This window comes from Streptomyces sp. NPDC102259, assembly GCF_044766465.1.
Lineage (GTDB): Bacteria > Actinomycetota > Actinomycetes > Streptomycetales > Streptomycetaceae > Streptomyces.
On the sequence record NZ_JBIWMA010000027.1, the window covers coordinates 1 to 20,359 of the forward strand.

Below are 20,359 nucleotides of genomic sequence, written 5' to 3' on the forward strand. Positions count from 1 at the left end.
CTCTGGTAACGGACCACCTCGCCGAAGCGCTCGCGCAGCGCCGAACCCGCCTCACGCACGGCGATCGCGGTCTGGGCGAGCAGGTAGGCGTCGGACGAGGAGCCGGCGGTCGCAGCAACTTCGGTCGTCTGAATCGACTCGGACATGGTGGTGCTCCCATCTGAGGAGGGTGAACAAGCGGACCAGGCGAAATGGTGCTGCGTTCGCGCCTGCAGCTTGAAAGTAGAAGAACCGATGATTAACTTCAAGTGCATGTAAAGCACTTCTGGGTTGACTCTCATGCAATTGAGTCTGTTGTCTCCTCGCCGCGCTCGATGAGCACTTGAAGGACGGCGGGGACGCCGAGTCGCTGAGGGCCTGCATGTCACGGCCGACTCGGTGGGGCGAAGCGTCGGGCGGGGCCGGCGCACGGCAAGGGGGCAGGTCCTGGCCGGTGGTCATGTCATCGGCAGGTCGATCACCCGACGGCGACCGTGTGAGTGAGCTCGACACGCTGTTGGCGGCCTCGGAACTCCACTACGAGGTTCGCGCCCAGCGCCGCACCGAGGATCCCGAGATCGCGACGTGGTCGCCTACCCCGCCCACCCCGCCCGGCCCGCCAAGATCATCGCTTGGCGGGCCGGCGCTTCTGATGCCTCAGAGCCGGGTGGCGGAACCGCCCACCAGCCCGGGCCCGCTTTCAGATGCAGATCACGATCTTTCCGCGTGTGCGTCCGCGCTCGGCGTGCGCATGGGCGTCAGCGATCCGTTCCAGGGGATGGGTCTGTTCGATACGGGGTGTGTAGAGGCCTTGCCGGCCTAGTTCCGCGGCTGCGGACAGGAGGGTTGAGTCGTTCTCCGCGTTGACCACATGCGTGCCCAGGCGTTGCCCGGCTGCGTGGTCGGCGACCGTCGCGACGCGCGTCGGGTCGCCCGTGGTCGCGACGAGGTCGTCCAAGGATCCGCAGGCCGCGGTGTCGAGAGCGATGTCGACCCCTTGCGGAGCGAGAGCGGAGAGGTGCTGCGCGAGACCGGGACCGTAGGTGGTGGGAACGCGGCGGGTCGCTAATGATCAGGGCCGTGTGGGGTGGTGAACAGGGCTTGGAGAGTCTGTGTTGCCAGGTTGAGCAGCCAGGTGTGGGCAGGGTCGTCGTCGTAACGCTGGTGCCAGAGCAGATAGAGAGGTACGGGCGGCAGGTCGAATGGCAGCGGAAGCGTGGTCAGGCCCAGCTGGTCGCGGGCAGAGCGGGTGACCGCGTCGGGGAGGGTGGCCACGACGTCGGCGTCACGGGCGAGCTGTAGCGCGGTGTCCGTCGCAGGGGCGGAGACGATGACACGGCGCTCGTGGCCGAGGGCGGCGACGACCTCGTCGACCCGGTCGAGCAGGCTTCCACGCCGGGAGACGGTCACGTGATCGGCCGCCGCGTACCTCTCGACGGTCACCGGCCCTTCGGTGAGCGGATGACCCGCCCGGACAGCAAGAATGATCCTGTCCTGGCCGATGAGTCGGTGACGGATGTCGGGCTGAGACGGCGGGTCGGCACTTGAGGCCACATCGACCTCCCCGCGACGCAGCTCAGGGGTGTCGTGGCCGGGCTCGACCGTGAGACGCATCTTCACCCCTGGGGCCTGGCGGTGCACCGCGGCGACGAGGGCGGTCCCGCAGGCGGTGGTGAGGGCGTCGTGCCAGCGGACGGTGAACACCCGCTCCAGGCCCGCCAGGTCGAGGTCCGTATGGGCGGACAGCAACTGGTGAGCTTGCTGTACCAGGGCGTGGACCTCCGTGCGCATGGCCAGCGCACGGGGGGTGGGCGTCATGTGGCGTCCGGTGCGGACCAGGATCTGGTCCCCGGTGGCTTTGCGGATGCGGCCCAGTGAGCGGCTCATCGCGGGTGCGGTGACGTGGAGCCGGGCCGCGGCCCCGGCCACGCTGCCTTCTTCCAGCAGCGCGTCCAGGGCGGTGAGCAGATTCAAATCCAGTTGCATGACGGTAACTATATAAGTGAATGCCATGCACTCGTTGTTAACAATGGGCGCTTCTGGCGTCGAGATGCGGAGCCGAAAGGAACACCCAACGCCGGCCCGCTTCGACCGAATTCAGGGAGTAGGCCATGACCGCGGTCATGCCTTTTGGCCTCGACGCCACGTTCCTGTCCGCGACGGCCGCCCGGTGAAGATCGCTCGTTCCGTCTGCGAGAGGTGCGGCGGTCATGTGTTCTTCGTGCTGGTCAACGCGTGCGGCGCGGAACGAGAGTGTTCGGGCTGCGGCAGCCGTGCGCTCATCGCGGACAGCGAGGAGTACTGGAACGAGGAGTCCTGGGAGGACGACGAGCCCGGTGCGGCCGGCTGCCCGTGCGGGAGCGAGGAGTTCGAGGCCGCGGTCGCGTTCTCGCTCGGTGCCGACGGATCCGTCCGCTGGGTGACCGTGGGTCTGCGGTGCATCAAGGATGGGTTCTGCGGGGTCTATGCCGACTGGAAGATCGACTACGGACCGACGGATCACCTCCTGACCATGGTCTAGGTCTGCAGAGCGACAGCCCGAACGGGCTGCGGTTCGTAGAAGGTTCCGTCGCGGAGCGTCGCGAAGAGGACGTCGGTCCGGCGTCTGGCGAGGCGGGGCACGGCCCGGGTGTGGTGCTTTCCCTGGACGATCTTCCCGTCGTAGTAGGCCCGCGATGCCGGATCGCCCAGGGCGGCGAACGCGGAGAGGAAGAAGGCCCTCTTGAGCTGCTTGTTTCCCCTCCGGGAAGGCTGTTCGCCGCGGATCGAGGAGCCCCCGAGTTCCGGGTGGCCGGGGCGAGACCGGCACAGGTGGCCAGGTGGCCAGGTGGCCGGGCGGTCGGGAAGGTGCTGCCGTCGCCGCTCCTTCGGGTGATCGGCCATGTCCGCAGGACCTCGGCGGCCGTCATGGTGCCGGACAGCAAGGTTCCGAGGCCGACCGCCGGACTTCGCTGGGACTTCCCGTCGTCACTTCGCCCGGTGTTCCCCCGCCTCCGGCTGCTCCAGGTGGGAGGCGAGGACCGCGGCCTGTACCCGGCGCTGTACGCCCAGCTTGGCCAGGAGGCGGGAGACGTGGTTCTTGACCGTCTTCTCGGAAAGGTAGAGCTTCCTGCCGATCTCGCGGTTGGTCAGACCCTCGCCGATGAGGGCCAGGATGTCCCTCTCGCGCGGTGACAGGCCCGCCAGCTCCGACGGCACGGCGGGGGTGTCCATCGGGTCGGCCCGCAGCGAGCGCATCAGGCGGGCTGTGGTCGCCGGGTCCAGCATCGACTGGCCCGAGGCCACCGTGCGCACCGCCGAGACGAGGTCGGATCCCTTGATCTGCTTGAGGACGTACCCCGAGGCGCCGGCCATGATCGCGTCGAGCAGGGCCTCCTCGTCGTCGAACGAGGTCAGCATCAGACACGCCAGGTCCGGCATCTGGCTGCGCAGCTCCCGGCAGACCGAGATCCCGTCGCCGTCCGGCAGCCGCACGTCCAGGACGGCGACGTCGGGGCGCAGCGCGGGGCCCCGGGCGAGGGCGTGGTCGACGGTGCCCGCGTCACCGATCACCGAGATGTCCGGCTCGGACTCGAGCAGGTCTGCCAGGCCGCGGCGGACGACCTCGTGGTCGTCCAGCAGGAACACCCGGATCGGGTTCTGCTCGCTGAAGGTGCGTGGCTGCTCCGGCATGGTGACCCCTCGTTCCCCGGCGGCGGACAGACCGCTACCGCTACCTGCCCCTGATTCCGATCATCACGCGCCGGGGTCGAATGCACCAGGGCCGACCGGCCCTACTCCTGCACGGGCGGCATCCGTGTGAGGTCGAACGCCACATCCACGACCCCTTCTACGCCGCGGACCAGCCGTGCCGCCACCGGCACCAAGGCGGTGTCGCGGACCTGGCCGGCGAGGTTCACGACGCCGTCCAGTACCTCCACGCGTACGCGCGAGTCCGGGGTGGGGAAGAGGTACGACACGACCTCGCGCCGAACCTCCTCGGCGATCTCGTCGTCGGTGCGGAGGAAGACCTTGAGCAGGTCGGCCCGGCTGACGACGCCTTGCAGCAGGCCCACGGCGTCCACCACCGGAAGCCGCTTGACCCTGGCGCGGGCCATGGTCCGGGCGGCCTGGGCGAGCGTGGTGTCCGGGTGCACGGTGAGGGCGGGGGAGGTCATGAGTTCCCCCGCGGTCACGGCCCCGGCCTTCGCCAGGTCGGACAGACGGCGCAGCTGGGTGTACCGGTCCGGGTCACTGTCGCGGAACTCCTCCTTGGGCAGGAGATCCGCTTCGGAGACGACACCGACGACCCGGCTCTCGCCCTCGATGACGGGCAGGGCGCTGACCTTCCAGTCCTGCATCAGCTGCACGATCTCCTTGAAAGCCGCCCCTCGGCCGATCGCGGCGACGGTGTGGGTCATGACATCACTGACGATGTGCGGGGTGCCGTGCATGGCCTCTCCTTCGGTATCCGTCGGAATCGGCCGGGTCAGATGAGGCTGCCGGCCCCGTGAGGGGCGTACAGGTCGAGGAGGCGGGTCCTGGCGGAGCGCAGACGGTGGGCGAGGACCCGGCCCACCCACTGGCCGACCTCGTTACCCAGGGCCGGGTCGTCGTGGCACATGGACCGGACGGCCGTGGCGTCGAACTCGTAGGCCCGTACCGGTGTCATCGCCTCGGCGCCCATCTGCCAGGCGTGCGGGGGAAACAGCCAGGACCAGCCGACCAGCTCGTTGTGGCCGAGGCGCTCGATGACGGCGGCCCGACGGCCCGGCACGTGCATGTCGAGTTCGACCATGCCGGTGCGGATGATCCAGAAGCGGTCGGCGCGTTCGCCCTCTTCGACCAGTCGCGTTCCCTGGGGGACGGAGACCTCGCGGGCGCAGCGCATGAGCCGCTCGCGGTGTTCGGCGGACAGCGAGCGCACCATGTCGGGGGTGGAGGTGGCGAGCATGACATGCCTCCCTTGCGGGCTACGAACTTGTAGTGCCAGCGTGCGCTCGGCCCTCGGCGAGGACCATGGGCCATGTGGCCCAGTGATCGGGGCCTTTCGGCATCGATCGGCTGAATGCCCCCAAGGCGAGTTGGGGCTGCACGGCCCTTCCGGGTCGGGACCTTCGGGAACGCCGGCGGGCCCGAGTGGCCGCTGTGGAGTCCTTCATGGCCAAGGTCCGCCGGCACCCCACCTACCGGGACGCCGAACACACGCAGTCGCCCGCGAGATCGATCATGCGGACCGCCGCACAGACGATGAGCGCGCCCAGCACGGCGGACGGTGTGCGCGTCAGCAGCGGGCCCGGAAAGAGCAGCATGGCGCGTGCCACCGTGCCCACGACCAGTGAGTACGCCTGCCTCCGGACGCCCGCCGAGGAGGCAGCGCGGTGCCGCTGGCGCTGCTGCTCACCGGAAAGCCGTGCAGTGCCCCGGCGCCGGGATTGGCCGCGCCCAGGGCGAGGAAACCTGGTCGGCGTCGAGCCCGGGGCCGTCGCCCGCAGACCGGTGACCGGGGCAGCCCGGCCACCCCCGCGTAGGCCATGACCTGCGGTACCAGGTACGCGGCCACGGTCACCCCGGCGAGCAGATCACCCGGGAGCCACGCGCGCCGGTAATCGAGGAGGGTAGCGAGCCCGGGCACCAGCCGGCGCCACCCCGGGACGCGCCTGGCCGAACTCCTGGACATCTGCCACCTTCCGCCGTCCGCCCTCGTGATCCACCGCTGTGTGACCAGGTCCGAGACCTCTGGCCAGGTCCGGCGCGTCCGCAGCGCCGCATCGAGCCCAACGGCCCCCGCACACAGGGCCGTTCGGCCCCACCGACGCAGACCTTCGGCATCCGGCGCCGGCCGACGTGCGGGACCAGAGTGAGTCGCGTCAGGCAACGACCCGACCGTCCCCGAAGGGAACCACCACCATGGCCGTTCACGAGCACCCGCACCGGAGCTCCGGCTTCCACCTTGCCTCGTTACGCAGGAACCGGACCGCCCCCGCCTCGGAGCCGGCCGTGTCGGCACGCACCGACACGCACACCCCGCGGGCCTACGCCTTCGCGTCCCTGCGTCTGCTCACCGGGTTCGTCTTCCTCTGGGCCTTCCTCGACAAGACCTTCGGCCTCGGCTACGCCACCCCATCCGGCAAGGGGTGGATCGACGGAGGGTCGCCGACGAAGGGCTTCCTCGGATCCGTCGCCGTCGGGCCGATGGAGTCCACCTTCCACTCCTGGGCCGGCGATCCGTGGGCGAACTGGCTGTTCATGCTCGGTCTGCTCGGGATCGGCCTCGCCCTGATCGCGGGAGTCGCGCTGCGGATCGCCGCCGTCGCCGGGACCGCGATGATGGCGCTGATGTGGATCGCCGAGTGGCCGCCGGCCAAGCACCTCTCGGACGGTTCGGCGAGCATGTCGACGAATCCGTTCGTCGACTACCACCTGATCTACGCCGTCGCCCTGATCGTCGTGGCCGCTGCCGCCGCCGACGACACTCTGGGCGCGGGCAGGCTCTGGGCCAGGCTGCCCATCGTCCGCGACCACAGCTGGCTGCGCTGAACAACGCCGACGCGATTGCCGGTCATCAGGTCCGCCGCGCCGAGCCGTACGGGGTCGCTCGGCCCGGATTCGGGACCAGTGGCCCCTGCACGAGGAACCGCTCGAAGACGACTCTGGAATCGGATCCCTTGTCCCAGGAGGTGGAGATCATGCTCCGCAGCATCACCGTAGGTCTCGACGGCTCGCGGGAGAGCCGGGCGGCCGCGGAATGGGCGGCCCGCGAAGCGAAGCTGCGCGGCCTGCCCCTGAAGATCGTCCACGTGTGGGAGCCGGTGCCGGAGCCCATGGCCCAGGCGCCGCTCCTTGGAGCCGAGACCCAGCAGCACTGGACCGAGAGGATCCCCCGGGAAGCCGCGCAAGGTCTCCGGATGCGCCACCCCGGCGTCGACGTGCGCACCGAGCAGGTGTCCGGTCATCCTGCCGAGGCGCTGGCCGAGGCGGCGAACAGCGCCGAACTGCTCGTCCTCGGCTCGCGCGGCCTCAGCGGGCTCGGCGGGTCCATGGTCGGCTCGGTCGGTCTGTCCACCCTCGCGCACGCGGACCGTCCCGTCGTGCTGGTGCGGGCCCTGGAAGTGGCGGCCGACGAGCACGAGGCGGATCCGGTCGGCGTTCCTTCCGTCGCGACGCCCTTCCTGCCCGTGGTTCTCGGGCTCGACGTCGAGCACCCGGACGAGACGCTGATCGAGTTCGCCTTCGACGCAGCCAGGCGCCGGGCGACGTCCCTGCGGGTCGTCCACGGCTGGAACCCGCCGCCGTACTACGCGTACGGCACGCCCGCCAATCCCGCGCTGCACGAGGCACTGGCCCTCGGGGACGCCGAGGCTCTCGCCGAGGCGGTGCGGCCCTGGCGGCGCAAGTTCCCGGATGTGGAGGTCATCGAGGCGTCCCGCTACGGCAGCGCGGCCGTCCACGTCGTGGAGGCCGCACGCGAGGCCTCCCTCGTGGTCGTGGGTCGGCGGATGCGCCGCAACCCCTTCGGCGCGCACATCGGTCATGTCACGCATGCCGTCCTGCACCACTCCACCGCGCCCGTCGCCGTCGTCCCCCACGGCTGACGCGCCCCCGGACAACGTCCCCTCACGTGCGAGGAGAAGAGAACCATGAAGGCAGCGGTCGTACGAGCGTTCGGTGAGCCACTGGTCATCGAGGAACGCCCCGACCCGGAGCCCGGCCCCGGCCGGGTCCGCGTCCGGGTGGAGGCCTCCGGGCTGTGCCACACCGACATCCACGCGGCCCACGGCGACTGGCCGGTCAAGCCGAACCCGCCGTTCGTCCCGGGGCACGAGGGCGTCGGCCTGGTGGAGGCGCTCGGCGAGGGCGTGACCCACCTGTCCGTCGGGCAGCGGGTCGCCGTGCCCTGGCTCGGCCGGGCGTGCGGGCGGTGCGAGCACTGCCTGTCCGGCTGGGAAACCCTGTGCGAGCAGCAGATCAACACCGGCTACGGCTGCGACGGCGCACACGCCGAGAAGATGCTCGCCCGGGCGGACTTCGCGCAGCCGGTGCCCGACGGCATCACCGCCCTGGAAGCCGCTCCCCTGACCTGCGCGGGCGTCACGACGTACAAGGCGCTGAAGGTCGCGGGCGTCCGGCCCGCCCAGCTCGTCGCGATCTCCGGCATCGGCGGTCTCGGCCATCTGGCCCTGCAGTACGCGAAGATCGCCGGTGCGACCGTGGCCGCGATCGACGTCACCGACGACAAGCTCCGGCTGGCCGCCGAACTCGGTGCGGACATCGTCATCGACGCCCGCAAGGAGAATGTCGGCGAGGTCCTCAAGCGGCACGGCGGCGCCCACGCCGCCATCGCCCTCGCGGTGAACGACGCGGCCTTCGAAGCCGTCAACTCCGGACTGCGACGCGGCGGCAAGCTGGTCATGGTCGCCCTGCCCGCTCATGGGACCGTCCGCGTGCCCATCTTCGACACCGTCCTGAACGGCACCTCGGTGATCGGCTCGATCGTCGGCACCCGGCAGGACCTCGCCGAAGTCTTCCAGCTGCACGCCGCGGGCCGCACCGAGGTCGTCTACGAGGCCCGCCCGCTCGCCTCCGTCAACGAGTGCATCGACGAGGTGCTGCGCGGCGAGGTCAAGGCCCGCATCGTGTTCGACCTCGACGCGGGACGGTGAGGACGATGGACCTCCCGATCGTCGTCGGGGTCGACGGATCAGGGCCCAGCCTGCGGGCCGTCGACTGGGCGGCCGACGAGGCCGCCCTGCGCGGGATCCCACTGCGGGTGGTGTACGCCTCCCTCTGGGAGCGCTACGAGGGCGAGTCCCTCGCGGAGGACATCGGCAAACCGTCCGAGCAGGTGCGGGCCGAGGACATCGTGCGGGTGGCCGCGGAACGCGCCCGCCTGCGCCGGGCAGCCGTCGAGATCTCCACCGACGTGCTGCCGGAGGAGCCCGAGTACGCCCTCGTTCGCGAGGGACGCAGAGCCGTCGCGCTGGTGCTCGGCACCCGAGGGCGCGGCGGCTTGGCGGAGATGCTGCTCGGGTCGGTGAGCCTGAGCGTCGCCGCGCACGCCGACTGCCCGGTGATCGTGGTGCGTCCCGGCAACGACAACCAGGTCCGTGTGGGTGCGCGCGGCCGCGTGGTCGTGGGCGTCGGGGAGCAGGGCGCGGACTCCGCGGCGCTGCGCTTCGCCGTCCGGGAGGCGGGGCTGCGCCATGCGAGCCTGGACGCCGTACGGGCCTGGCGGTGCCCCGCGCACGAGAGCACCGACCACCCCCTGCTCGTCGGCGAACCCGCGCGGCTGCACGAACAGCACGCCGTCGAGGCCCTGGACAGGGCGCTGAAGGAGACGCCCGCAGACGTGGACCTGCACCGGCTGACGGTCGAGGGCCCGGCCCGCAGGGTTCTGCTGAACGCCTCGCACGAGGCCGACCTGCTGGTGGTCGGCTCCCGCCGCAACCAGGGACACCTCGGGCTCCAGCTGGGGCGCGTGGCCCATGCGGTGCTGCACCACGCCGGCTGCGCCGTCGCGGTCGTACCCGAGGGGATGTGAGAGCGATGGCCGGCTGCTCGGAGGCTCGCCGCGTGGACATGGGCCCGTTGATCCCGCGGCGGTCGCCGGCAGCTGGTCGACGGGGACCGCTCCGGGAGCTTCGGCACCGACGGTGGCACCTCGCGGTACGGCACGAACGACAGCAGGTGGGCGAACGTGTTCAGCCGGCCCGGCCACGCCCGGGTTGCGATGTCCGGCGAACCGCTTGAGCGTCCTGCCCTCTAGGTGCACCGGGCCATGGCGGCGGCGATGGACGACGCCCTGGACCGGATCGCCGTGATGCAGCGGACCGCACGCGAGGACGGCGTCACCGAGCGCGTGCAGTGGCCCATGATCGTGCTGCGCACGCCGAAGGGCTGGACCGGCCCCGCCGAGGTGGACGGCGTACCCGTCGAGGGCACCTGGCGCGCCCATCAGGTCCCCCTGGCCCAGGCCCGGGACAACCCCGAGCACCTTCGCCAGCTGGAGACGTGGCTGCGCTCGTACAGGCCCCAGGAGCTCTTCGGCGAGGACGGACGGCCTGTCGCCGACGTCCTCGCCTGCGTCCCCGACGGCGCCAAGCGGCTCGGCGCCACCCCGCACGCCAACGGCGGCCTGCTCGTCCGGGACCTGCCCCTCCCGCCGCTCGACGACTTCGCCGTACCCGTCGACAAGCCGGGCACCACCCTGCACGAACCGACGCGCGTCCTGGGAGACCTCCTGGCCCGGGTGATGAAGGGCACGGTCGGGCGCCGCGACTTCCGCCTCGTCGGCCCGGACGAGACCGCCTCCAACCGGCTCCAGGCCGTCTTCGACGTCAGCGGAAAGGCATGGCAGGCCGAACACCTGCCCGTCGACGAGCACCTCGAACACCATGGCCGGGTGATGGAGATCCTCTCCGAACACACCTGCCAGGGCTGGCTGGAGGGGTATGTGCTGACCGGCCGGCATGGACTGTTCTCCTGCTACGAGGCGTTCGTCCACATCGTCGACTCGATGGTGAACCAGCACATCAAGTGGCTCAAGACGTCGAGGGAGCTGGCCTGGCGCGCGCCCATCGCCTCCCTCAACTACCTGCTCACCTCGCATGTCTGGCGCCAGGACCACAACGGCTTCTCCCACCAGGACCCCGGCTTCGTCGACCACGTCCTCAACAAGAGCCCGGACGTCGTACGCGTCTACCTGCCGCCGGACGCCAACACCCTGCTGTCGGTGGCCGACCACGTCCTGCGCAGCCGGGACTACGTGAACGTGATCGTGGCCGGGAAGCAGCCGTGCTTCGACTGGCTGTCCATGGACGAGGCCCGCGCCCACTGCGCCCGCGGCGCCGGGATCTGGGAGTGGGCGGGCACGGAGAACGGCGGTGAGCCGGACGTCGTGCTGGCCTGCGCCGGCGACGTCCCCACCCAGGAGGTGCTCGCCGCCGCCCAGCTGCTGCGCCGGCACCTGGGGGACCTCGCCGTCCGCGTGGTCAACGTCGTCGACATGACCCGGCTACTGCCGCGTGAGGAACACCCGCACGGGATGGGCGACTTCGAGTACGACGGCCTGTTCACCACCGACAAGCCGGTGATCTTCGCCTACCACGGCTACCCCTGGCTGATCCACCGCCTCGCCTACCGCCGCACCGGCCACCGCAACCTGCACGTACGCGGCTACAAGGAGTCCGGCACCACGACCACGCCGTTCGACATGGTCGTGCGCAACGACCTCGACCGCTACCGCCTCGTCATGGACGTCATCGACCGCGTCCCCGGCCTCGCGGTGCGCGCCGCCGCCGTACGCCAGCAGATGGCCGACGCACGCACCCGGCACCAGGCCTGGATCCGCGAACACGGCACCGACCTGCCCGAGGTCGCCGAGTGGACCTGGAACAGCTGACCCGCGCCTCACCGCCTGGGAGGAATCACCGCCATGACCGTACGCGTCGGCATCAACGGCTTCGGCCGCATCGGCCGCACCTACCTGCGCGCCGCCCTCGACCGCGCCGAAGAGGGCACCCGCCGTGAAGGGACCGTCCGGCGCGCGAGGTGGGCCGGACGGCCCAAGCGGATCGGGTGATCACCAGACAAGCTGGATGTGTAGGGCGACTCGGCACGCGAACAACGGGATGGTGAGGAGCGACATGAAAGGCTTCGTCTTCCACGGCCCCGGGCAGTCCGCCTGGGAGGAGGTCCCGGACCCTGGCATCAAGGAGCCCACCGACGCCGTCGTGCGGGTGGGCGCCGTCACCATCTGCGGTACGGACCTGCACATTCTCAAGGGTGACGTGCCCGAGGTGCGTCCGGGGACCGTCCTGGGCCACGAGGCGGTCGGCGAGATCGTCGAGGTCGGCAGCGACGTCCGGACCGTCCGCCCGGGCGACCGTGTGCTGGTCTCCTGCATCAGCGCGTGCGGTCGCTGCCGCTTCTGCCGAGAGGGCAGCTACGGCCAGTGCCGGGGCGGCGGGGGCTGGATCCTCGGCCATCTGATCGACGGGACCCAGGCCGAGTATGTCCGTGTCCCCTTCGCCGACCTGTCGGTGCACGCCCTGCCCAGCGCGGTGGAGAACAAGGACGCCGTCCTGCTGGCGGACATCTTCCCGACCGCATACGAGGTGGGCGTGCTCAACGGACGGGTCCGTCCGGGAGACACCGTCGCCGTCGTCGGAGCCGGGCCCATCGGCCTCGCCGCGATCGCCACCGCGCGCCTGTTCGCACCCGAGCGGATCGTCGCCGTCGACCTGGCCGCGTCCCGGCTGGAGGCGGCCAAACGCCTCGGCGCCGATGCCGTGGCCGATGCCCGCGAGGACCCCGAGCTGCTGATCGCCGATCTCACCGACGGGGTCGGCGCGGACGTGGCCATCGAGGCGGTCGGTGTGCCGGAGAGCTTCGAGCTGTGCACCCGCGTGGTGCGGCCCGGCGGCCACGTCGCCAACGTCGGCGTGCACGGCAAGCCCGCCACCCTGCACCTGGAAGACCTGTGGATCAAGAACGTGACCATCACCACGGGTCTGGTGGACACCCACTCCACGCCCACCCTGCTGCGCATGGCAGCCGCGAGCAGGCTGCCCACCGCGCAGCTGGTCACCCACACCTTCCCGCTGGACCGCATGGAGGAGGCGTACGACGTCTTCGCGCGGGCCGCCGACACCGGCGCGCTCAAGGTGGTCCTCGGCGAGCAGTCGCACGAGGAGGTCGCTGTCCGGGCGGCCTGACGAGAGGACGTGACAGGTCATGACCGAACAACACACGGCGAAGGCGCCGGAGGGAGCACCGTCGGGAGATCTGGGCCGCCGGCTCGCCACACGCCGCACCCAGCTCGGACTGACACGTGAGGAGACGGCCGGCCGGGCAGGCATGGATCCCGGCTACCTGAGGCACCTGGAGGAACATCCCGACGCCTCACCGAGCCACGGCGCGCTGCTCAGACTGGCGGGGGCCCTGGAGACCACGGTCCTGTCGCTCGCAGGAGGGGACGCCGACCTGCCGCCCGGTCCCGGACGGGCCGGGCACTCACCCGAGTTCACCGAGCTGAGCAGGACCGAGTGCGGCGACCTGCTCTCGACGCACGGTGTCGGAAGGCTCGCGGTGTCCACCGCCCAGGGTCCGGTGATCGTCCCTGTCAACTACAGCGTCGTCGACGGCACGATCGTCTTCAGGACCGCAAGCGGCGCGACGCCGGCGCTGGGGGTCGGCAGCGAGGTCGCCTTCGAGATCGATCGCATCGACGACGCCTTCAGCCAGGGCTGGAGCGTGCTGGTACGCGGGCACGCGCGCAGGGTGACGGATGTCGACGAGGCGCGACGGCTCGCGCGACAGGCTTACAGCACACCGTGGGCGGGCGGTCGGCGTGACGTGTGGGTGCGCGTCGAGCCGTACGCCGTCACGGGACGCCGCATCACGGTCTGAACGGGGTCGTTCTCAGGCCGGCCAGGCACCGAAGGTCCCTGGCCACAGGCTCCTCACGGCTTGAGGACGGCCCAGCGCGGCCCGGATTCACCAGGTGAGAGACGAGAAGGCAGATGGACGCCAACGACGGATTCCGCGAACTCGACCGGCGGGAGTGCCTACGCCTGCTGGCCAAGGTGCCCGTGGGACGCATCGTGTACACCCGGCACGCGCTGCCGGCCGTCCTGCCGGTCAACTTCGCCCTGGACCGCGACGACGCCGTGCTGATACGCACCTCGGCCGCCTCGGAACTGGTGCGCGCGATCGACGGAGCGGTGGTCGCCTTCGAGGCCGACGAGGTCGACGCGGCCACACACTCCGGGTGGAGTGTCGTGGTCACCGGAGCCGCCGGCCTGATCACCGACCCCGCCGAGCACGAACGGCTGCTGCGCACCGGACCGCGTTCCTGGGTGTCGGCGCCTCGGGAGATCTTCGTACGCATCGATCCGGAGCTGGTCACCGGTCGCGAACTCGCGGCCGGACGCACCCTGTACGGCGTACGCCTCCCCTTCTGAACGGCCCTTGCCACAAGGGCCGTTCGGCACTCGGGCGGGCCCGCTCGGCGTCTGCCGCGGGCCTCGGAGCCCGAGCAGCATGGTCCGAGGAGGCCGGTGCCCATGGCACGCGACGCCTCCACCGGGCAGATACCCACAACAGGGGGACAGCCATGACCTCACGTCACATAGCCGTAGGAGTGAACGGCTCCTTGATCTCAGTACGGGCGTCGGACTGGGCCGCGGCGGAGGCCGAGAGGCACGGCGTCGCCCTTCGTCCGCTGTACGCGGTCCCGGACCGCGACGAGGCCGCACCGGTCCTTCGTTGCGCCGCGTCGCGGACATGGCGGCGGCAGCCGGGTCTGCCGGTGGTGACCGTCGCCGTGGAGGGCGGCGCGGTGCACGCGCCGGCGCGGGAGAGTGCGGTCGCGGACCTGACGGTCGTCGAAACATGGACCTTGTCCTCGAAGACGCCGCGACCGGTCTCCTCCACCGCGAGCATCGCGAGCGCCGTGTGCTGGTCGAGGGCGGCGACCGACGCCTTCTCACGATGTGGTCGACCTGCTCCTGGTCGAGCGCCTCGTAGTCGGCGAGTGCCTTGAGCCCGTTCGTCACCAGCCGGTCCACCGCGATGGCGATGTCGAACGGCGCGCCGGCGGGGCCGGCGGTCGCGCCGGGTTCGTCGGGGCGGGTCAGGGGGCGAACCTCCGTCGTCGAGAGGGTGCCGCCGCAGGCCCTCTGCGAAGTCGTACACGTAACGGACCATGGCGCCGGTCTCCTCCGTGGGTCCGCGGGCTGGACACAGCTCCAGCGTCGGACTGCCGGGACGGGAGGGGCAGGGGCTGTCGGGCCCCTCCGCGGGGCCGGTCGGCCCAGGCGGGAAACACCGTGCACTCGGCCCGATCGGTTACCGCGCGCTCCGGCCGAGCACTAACGTGGCACATGACCGGACCGGTGGGCGTCCGAGCGTTGAGGGGACCTGGGAGGAACACAGGTGGTGAGCCCCGAGGAGGCCCGCGTACGGCTGCCGCAGCTGCGACTGGACGAGCTGCTGGAGGAGCTGCAGGCGCGGCTGGACGCTGCCCGCGGCACCCGCGACCGGGTGCACAGCCTGCTGGAGGCGGTACTGGCGGTCGGCCGCGAGCTGGACCTGGAACAGGCCCTTCGCAGCATCGTGGAGGCGGCAGCGGTGCTCGTCGACGCCGAATACGCGGCGCTCGGCGTGATCGGTCCGGACGGAAAGCGGCTGTCCGCCTTCCATACGGTCGGTGTCAGCGAGGAGCAGATCGCCGAGATCGGCCCGTACCCGGAGGGCCACGGCATCCTGGGCGAGCTGATCAGTCACCCGGAGCCGCTGCGTCTGGCGAAGATCTCCGATCACCCGGCCTCGTACGGCTTCCCGGCCCACCACCCGCCGATGAACACCTTCCTCGGCGTCCCGATCCGGGTGCGCGATCAGGTCTTCGGAAACCTGTATCTGACCGAGAAACGGGGCGGTGCCCAGTTCGACGAGGACGACATCTCGGTCACGCTGACGCTGGCCGTGGCGGCCGGAGTCGCGATCGACAACGCCCGGCTGTACGCCGAGTCCCGGCAGCGCGAGCGGTGGCTGCGGGCGAACGCGGAGATCACCCACAGCCTCATGTCCGGCGGTGCGCGTACCGAGGTCCTCGGCCTGATCGCCGAGCGAGCGGGCGATATCACCCAGTCCGCCCTGACCGCGGTCGCACTGCCCATGGGCGACATCGGGGCGCTCGCTGTGGAGATCGCCGTCGGGATGGACGCCGAGGCGCACCGGGGGCTCGTCCTGTCCATGGACAAGAGCCTGATGGGACTGGCCTTCGCCGGCGCGGCTCCGGTCACCAGCGCCGACGTCGGCCACGACGAACGGATCTCCCTCGAGCCTCCCCGGTTCGGTGGACTCGGCCCCGCCGTGGCCGTGCCCATCGGCACGGACGAGGCGGGTCCACGAGGCGTGGTGCTGCTGGCACGAGAGGCCGGCGGGCCGGCGTTCTCGGCGACGGAGACCGAGACGTTGCAGGCTTTCGCCGCGCAGGCCGCCATCGCCATGGAACTGGCGGAGCGCCGCGAGGACGCCGAGCAGATCGCCGTGCTGGAGGACCGGGACCGGATCGCCCGCGACCTGCACGACCTGGCGATCCAGCGGCTGTTCGCCACTGGCATGACCCTCCAGAGCGCCGGCCGTTTCATCGAGCACGAAGGGGCCTCCGAACGCGTGGCGCGCGCGGTGGACGACCTCGACGAGACCATCAAGATCATCAGATCGACGATCTTCGGACTGCGCACCCGCGACGGCGCCGGGGAGGCCGGTCTGCGGGCCCGCGCCGTACGGGTCGTGGGGGAGGCGGCACCGGTCCTGGGTTTCGCCCCGAGTGCGCGGATGGAGGGCCTGCTGGACACCGACGTGCCGAAGGAGACCGCCGACCACGTGGTGGCGGTGCTCTCCGAGGCACTGACCAACATCGCCCGCCACGCCCGTGCGAGTCGTGCCGACGTGGTCCTGGCCACGGACGGCCGCGAGGTGCGCCTGTCGGTCACCGACAACGGTGTGGGCATCCCGGCCGGCGGCCGCCGCAGCGGGCTGCGCAACATGGCAGAGCGGGCCGAGCAATTGGGCGGCGGACTGGAGGTCGGGAAACCCGAGGGCGGCGGGACCGTGCTGAGCTGGCGGGTGCCGTTGCGGAAGGCTTAGGGCGCGTGCACGGCGGACCCGGCTGCTCGTGGCGGAGCGCTCAGGTCCGTGCCGTCAGCGCCGTCCGGTGCGCCACGGCCCGGCCGAGGCCGCTCGGTATGGGAACCCCTCGCGACGAACCACGTCGTAGACGGACGCCATCATCAGGACCGGCTCGGCGGCACCCCGTTACCGCCTGCGGCCGCGTCCTGCCACGCCCGCATGCCCGCCCGGGACGCTTCCTTGGCCTGCCGCCACTTTTCCGCTGCCTGCTCGGTGGGGGGCACTTCCATACGATGGATTCTCCGCCGGCCGGCGGAGAACACGGCGAAGCCCGCGAGCGCCATGCCAGAACATGCCAGCGCCACGCCGACGGCGGTGAGCACCGCTCCGGCCCTTACGAGCCGGGTGTCCAGGTCATCCAACAGTTGGGACTGGTAATGGTGATGGCTCATGAACCAATCATGGGACGCCACAGGGCGCCGCGCCTCTTGGCGGGGGCCGAAGGGCTCGGAAACGGCGAGGCGGGTCCCGTCGGAGACATGTGGGAGGACCTCCATCGCGGGGTGGAGGGCGCGAAGGGCATCGACGCGGGTCTGAAGGAGAGCGGTAGAGAGGGGGAACTCCACGCCGGGCCTGTGTCGCGGAGGTTGGCAGGGTGTGGCGTACCAGCCGATGCCGAAGCCGTCGTCATGGGTGGTCTACACGCCGAGTCGTGAGTGCAGACTCTGGTCGATGATCGAGTGCGCCGGTCAGTTGAGAAGATCGTCGAGCGGGATGAGCGTTCCCGGGTGAGCGAGCCACTGGCACATGGACCACGCCTCGTTTCGGTCGTCTCACATGTGAAAAGCCTAGCTCTGGCAGGGGCCTCGCGCCCGTCGTGCCGGCCGGGCAGAGCCGGTCGTCGGATTCCGGCCGTGGGCCGCTCGGCCCGGCGAAGCGTCGTCAGGCGGTGAGCCTTGCCGCGCCAGGCTGGGTCTTGGGGATCCGTGAGGTGAAGAACAGGGCGACCAGGGCGGCGAGGGCGAGGGCGGCGAGTGCGGCGCGCAGGCCGTCGAGCCTTGCTTCGGTGTTCGCGTCGAGCACTTCCTGGGACTTCTCCTCGCTCACGTGGGCGTCGTCGAGAGCTTCTCCGAGCTGAGCGTCCGACAGGAAGGGCGCGCCGCTCTGGAGTTCGACGTTGGCCTGGCTCTTGACCTGGTCCGGGACGTCCGGGTTCTGCTCGACGGTGGTCAGGAACGAAGTCGTGAGCGCGGCGATCATGATGGAGCCGGCGAGTGCCGTGCCGATCGAGGCGCCGAGGTTGGTGACGGCGTTCTGGACTCCACCGACTTCGGCGCTCTGCGCCTCTGGCACGGCGGACACGGTGACCGAGCCGAGCTGGGAGGCCAGCGCGCCCATGCCGAGCCCGATCAGCAGGAGGGGGATGGTGACGATCTCCCCGCCGGCGTCGGTGTCGAGCGCGGCCATCAGGACCACCGCGCCGGCGAGCAGCGCGAGGACCCCGAGCCGTACGACCCGCCGGGGCGAGACGTCCGGGAGGAGGCGCGGGATCAGGATCGCGGCCGCCAGCAGGGTCAGGGAGAGGGGCAGGATGCGGGCGCCGGTCTCGAGTGCGGACAGGCCGAGGGCGACCGACAGATAGAGCGGTACGACGAAGAAGACGCCCATCTGCACGAGGTACTGGAAGAAGAACATCGTGAGGCCGCCGGTGAGCTGCTTGTTCTGGAGCATGGCGGGGTCGACGAGCGGGTCCCTGCGCTGCTTCACCACGCGGGCCTCCCAGCGGAGGAAGAGCCAGATCAGAAGCAGGCCGGCCAGCATCAGCCATACGACCAGCGACACCCCGAGCCACGAGGGCGCGTCGGGCTTCGGCTGGAACCAGCCCCATTCGTCCGAGCGGAGCACTCCATAGACGAAGATCCCGAGCCCGGCTGCGGAGAGCACGGTGCCGACGAGGTCGATGCGCGCGTGTTCGCCGACTGGCGCGTCGGTGATGCGGCGGGCGAACAGCACGATGAAGAGCACGATCACGACCTCGCCGGCGAACACCCAGCGCCAGGAGAAGTACGTGGTCGCGAGGCCCCCGATGAGCGGCCCCAGCGCGATGGCCACGGCCCCCGCGGCCGCGACGAGTCCGTAGGCGGCGGGGCGCCGTTCCACGGTGAAGTTGCTCGCCACGAGCGTCACGATCGCGGGCAGGATGAGCGAGGCTCCGATGCCCTCGAGCAACGACCAGCCGATCAGGAGGACGGTCAGGTTGGGTGCGAGTGCCGTGGTCAGGGAGCCGCAGCCGTAGATGATGCAGCCGATCATGAACGCGCGTTTTCGGCCGATCAGGGCGCCGACCTTGCCGCCGGGGATCATGAACATCGCCATCACGAGGGTGTAGGCGGTGATGGCTCCTTGGACCCCGGTCACCGTCGTGTCCAGGTCCTCGGCCACGGTCGCGATCGACACGTTCATGACCGAGCTGTCGAGGGCCATCAGGAACTGACCTGCCGCGAGTGTCGGCAGGACGAGACGGGTTGTCGCCGACTTGGCAGCAGTGTCTGCAGTTGATCCCATAGGCGCATAGTTGCAATTGATTCGATATGGTCCCCGCGACCCGCCACGCGTGTCAGCCGCTTGGCAGTGACGGGGGTGAGGATGAGTGGGGGCAGCTGCCCAGTCAGCCCGCCCGGCGCTGTTCGAGGACCCCTGCGCCGGAAGGACGTGCCGAGCAGTGCCGCATCGAGCCGGTGAAGCCGGGAGTATCACCGGGAGGCGCGCCCAAGGGGGAGAGAGGCAGACGCGTACGTATCGGCACCGTGCCCATGCCGGTGAGGAGCAGGTCGGCACGGCGCCGATCACGACGGCGTCAGTCCCTTCGCTGTCCGCCCCCTGCCGCATGCCGCCGTCAGCCGTGCCGGATCACCGCCGGCCACCCACCGCAGACGGGCCACCAGCAATTCCTCGTCGAGAACCTCACGCACATATCCGTCGACGACCCCCAGCTCACCGGGACGCTGCGAGGGGCGGAAACAGTCACTTCGTCGGACGCAGATGCGGAGGCCGTGTACGCGCCTGACGATCGCCCGCCGTGATCGCTCAGGTCCTGTCTCCGCGTCGGCCTCCCACTCGCTACCTGTCACTTTCCTCCTTCCGGCGCAGACCCCTCTGCACCGCCCCGGCCACCACCTTGGCGGCCACGCCGACGAGCAGGATGTTGCCGGTGATCTGGACCATCGTGAGGATGCGTGCCGTCTGCGTGTCGGCGGTGATGTCGCCGAAGCCGACCGTGCTGAACACGGTGAGGGTGAAGTACAGGGAGTCGGTCCTCGTGAGGGGTTCGCTGAAGCTGCCGTGCGTGCTGCGCTCGAGCAGGTAGTAGGCCGCCGCGAAGAGCAGCAGGAAGAGCGGGAGAGTCGTAGCGAGGGTCTCGACGGCCCGCAGACGGGGGGAGGGGGAGCGGGTGATCGTACGGATCTGCCAGGCGAAGAGCGCCAGCATGGCCAGCAGGCCCACGACGATTCCGACCGCCGAGCCACCCGAGAACCCCGAGTCCATGGGCAGCAGGTAGTACCCGACGACGAGTCCGGTCGAGGTCACGGCCGTCCGAAGGACCGCGAGCACCGCTTGGCGGCGGGCCGGCCCGGACGGCCGCGCCGCAGCGCTCGCCGCGTGATCGGGGGGAGGATCCGGATGGTTCATGTGCTCCTCCTCGGCTTGCGGGAAGCCGCTGCGCGCTCTCGTCCGTGCACGTGGGGGCGCCTACTTCGTGCCG

The 20,359-nt window shown here is 70.7% G+C and carries 19 protein-coding genes and 5 pseudogenes; 11 read left to right on the forward strand and 13 right to left on the reverse strand.

The features are described 5' to 3' along the window. Positions 1–679: 679 nt before the first annotated feature. Both ACIRPU_RS37575 and ACIRPU_RS37580 read right to left on the reverse strand, forming a co-directional pair. A pseudogene (locus tag ACIRPU_RS37575) lies at positions 680–1,033 on the reverse strand (zinc-binding dehydrogenase); the annotation flags it as partial. Between the two features lie 11 nt (positions 1,034–1,044). Then, positions 1,045–1,965 (reverse strand): LysR family transcriptional regulator, encoded by a 921-nt coding sequence (locus tag ACIRPU_RS37580; RefSeq protein WP_403875586.1) that lies wholly within the window; start codon positions 1,963–1,965, stop codon positions 1,045–1,047. 184 nt (positions 1,966–2,149) lie between these two features. On the opposite strand from ACIRPU_RS37580, the gene ACIRPU_RS37585 reads away from it, so the two are divergent. Continuing rightward, entirely contained in the window at positions 2,150–2,500 is a 351-nt protein-coding gene (locus tag ACIRPU_RS37585; protein WP_403875589.1) for a hypothetical protein, read from the forward strand. Here ACIRPU_RS37585 and ACIRPU_RS37590 read toward each other — a convergent pair. The 6 genes and pseudogenes from ACIRPU_RS37590 to ACIRPU_RS37615 form a co-directional block, all read right to left on the reverse strand. After that, positions 2,497–2,801: pseudogene (locus tag ACIRPU_RS37590) on the reverse strand (transposase); the annotation flags it as partial. The gene ACIRPU_RS37585 and the pseudogene ACIRPU_RS37590 overlap by 4 nt on opposite strands. 145 nt (positions 2,802–2,946) lie before the next feature. Beyond that, positions 2,947–3,651, reverse strand: coding sequence for a response regulator (locus ACIRPU_RS37595; protein ID WP_403875592.1), 705 nt, complete (start codon positions 3,649–3,651; stop codon positions 2,947–2,949). 101 nt (positions 3,652–3,752) lie between these two features. Next, on the reverse strand, positions 3,753–4,412 hold the full coding sequence (locus ACIRPU_RS37600; protein WP_403875595.1) for a CBS domain-containing protein: 660 nt from the start codon (positions 4,410–4,412) through the stop codon (positions 3,753–3,755). Positions 4,413–4,447: 35 nt separating this feature from the next. Next, positions 4,448–4,912: a Crp/Fnr family transcriptional regulator gene (locus ACIRPU_RS37605; RefSeq protein WP_403875598.1), complete on the reverse strand. Its 465-nt coding sequence runs from the start codon at positions 4,910–4,912 to the stop codon at positions 4,448–4,450. A gap of 232 nt (positions 4,913–5,144) precedes the next feature. Beyond that, the gene (locus tag ACIRPU_RS37610) at positions 5,145–5,291 is read right to left on the reverse strand and encodes a hypothetical protein (protein ID WP_403875859.1); all 147 of its coding nucleotides are present in this window, start codon (positions 5,289–5,291) and stop codon (positions 5,145–5,147) included. Further along, positions 5,243–5,638 carry a SulP family inorganic anion transporter gene (locus ACIRPU_RS37615; protein ID WP_403875601.1) on the reverse strand — a complete coding sequence of 132 codons (396 nt, stop codon included), beginning with the start codon at positions 5,636–5,638 and terminating at the stop codon, positions 5,243–5,245. Before ACIRPU_RS37615 ends, ACIRPU_RS37610 begins: the two co-directional genes overlap by 49 nt. Before the next feature lie 230 nt (positions 5,639–5,868). On the opposite strand from ACIRPU_RS37615, the gene ACIRPU_RS37620 reads away from it, so the two are divergent. The 9 genes and pseudogenes from ACIRPU_RS37620 (at position 5,869) to ACIRPU_RS37660 (ending at position 13,922) form a co-directional block, all read left to right on the forward strand. Then, positions 5,869–6,498, forward strand: a complete 630-nt coding sequence (locus ACIRPU_RS37620; protein ID WP_403875604.1) for a hypothetical protein — start codon at positions 5,869–5,871, stop codon at positions 6,496–6,498. A 149-nt stretch (positions 6,499–6,647) separates the two neighbouring features. Further along, positions 6,648–7,553 (forward strand): universal stress protein, encoded by a 906-nt coding sequence (locus ACIRPU_RS37625; RefSeq protein WP_403875607.1) that lies wholly within the window; start codon positions 6,648–6,650, stop codon positions 7,551–7,553. A 45-nt stretch (positions 7,554–7,598) separates the two neighbouring features. Next, positions 7,599–8,621 (forward strand): zinc-dependent alcohol dehydrogenase, encoded by a 1,023-nt coding sequence (locus tag ACIRPU_RS37630; RefSeq protein WP_403875610.1) that lies wholly within the window; start codon positions 7,599–7,601, stop codon positions 8,619–8,621. 5 nt (positions 8,622–8,626) lie between these two features. Further along, complete coding sequence (locus tag ACIRPU_RS37635; protein WP_403875613.1) at positions 8,627–9,499, forward strand: universal stress protein; 873 nt, start codon at positions 8,627–8,629, stop codon at positions 9,497–9,499. A 225-nt stretch (positions 9,500–9,724) separates the two neighbouring features. Next, positions 9,725–11,359 (forward strand): annotated as a pseudogene (locus ACIRPU_RS37640) (phosphoketolase); the annotation flags it as partial. A gap of 33 nt (positions 11,360–11,392) precedes the next feature. Next, positions 11,393–11,539, forward strand: coding sequence for a hypothetical protein (locus ACIRPU_RS37645; protein WP_403875862.1), 147 nt, complete (start codon positions 11,393–11,395; stop codon positions 11,537–11,539). Between the two features lie 64 nt (positions 11,540–11,603). Beyond that, positions 11,604–12,674 (forward strand): zinc-dependent alcohol dehydrogenase family protein, encoded by a 1,071-nt coding sequence (locus ACIRPU_RS37650; protein WP_403875616.1) that lies wholly within the window; start codon positions 11,604–11,606, stop codon positions 12,672–12,674. 19 nt (positions 12,675–12,693) lie between these two features. Further along, positions 12,694–13,368 carry a helix-turn-helix domain-containing protein gene (locus tag ACIRPU_RS37655; protein ID WP_403875619.1) on the forward strand — a complete coding sequence of 225 codons (675 nt, stop codon included), beginning with the start codon at positions 12,694–12,696 and terminating at the stop codon, positions 13,366–13,368. A gap of 113 nt (positions 13,369–13,481) precedes the next feature. After that, positions 13,482–13,922 carry a pyridoxamine 5'-phosphate oxidase family protein gene (locus tag ACIRPU_RS37660; RefSeq protein WP_403875623.1) on the forward strand — a complete coding sequence of 147 codons (441 nt, stop codon included), beginning with the start codon at positions 13,482–13,484 and terminating at the stop codon, positions 13,920–13,922. Positions 13,923–14,358: 436 nt separating this feature from the next. Here ACIRPU_RS37660 and ACIRPU_RS37665 read toward each other — a convergent pair. After that, positions 14,359–14,597, reverse strand: a pseudogene (locus ACIRPU_RS37665) (hypothetical protein); the annotation flags it as partial. A 298-nt stretch (positions 14,598–14,895) separates the two neighbouring features. On the opposite strand from ACIRPU_RS37665, the gene ACIRPU_RS37670 reads away from it, so the two are divergent. Continuing rightward, on the forward strand, positions 14,896–16,614 hold the full coding sequence (locus tag ACIRPU_RS37670) for a GAF domain-containing protein (protein WP_403875626.1): 1,719 nt from the start codon (positions 14,896–14,898) through the stop codon (positions 16,612–16,614). Positions 16,615–16,757: 143 nt separating this feature from the next. Here ACIRPU_RS37670 and ACIRPU_RS37675 read toward each other — a convergent pair whose 3' ends face one another. The 4 genes and pseudogenes from ACIRPU_RS37675 to ACIRPU_RS37690 form a co-directional block, all read right to left on the reverse strand. Next, complete coding sequence (locus ACIRPU_RS37675; RefSeq protein WP_403875629.1) at positions 16,758–17,048, reverse strand: hypothetical protein; 291 nt, start codon at positions 17,046–17,048, stop codon at positions 16,758–16,760. 155 nt (positions 17,049–17,203) lie between these two features. Next, positions 17,204–17,405, reverse strand: a pseudogene (locus ACIRPU_RS37680) (class II glutamine amidotransferase); the annotation flags it as partial. Between the two features lie 133 nt (positions 17,406–17,538). Beyond that, on the reverse strand, positions 17,539–19,161 hold the full coding sequence (locus ACIRPU_RS37685) for an MFS transporter (RefSeq protein WP_403875632.1): 1,623 nt from the start codon (positions 19,159–19,161) through the stop codon (positions 17,539–17,541). A 555-nt stretch (positions 19,162–19,716) separates the two neighbouring features. Continuing rightward, positions 19,717–20,286 (reverse strand): potassium channel family protein, encoded by a 570-nt coding sequence (locus tag ACIRPU_RS37690; RefSeq protein ID WP_403875635.1) that lies wholly within the window; start codon positions 20,284–20,286, stop codon positions 19,717–19,719. Between the last annotated feature and the right edge of the window lie 73 nt (positions 20,287–20,359).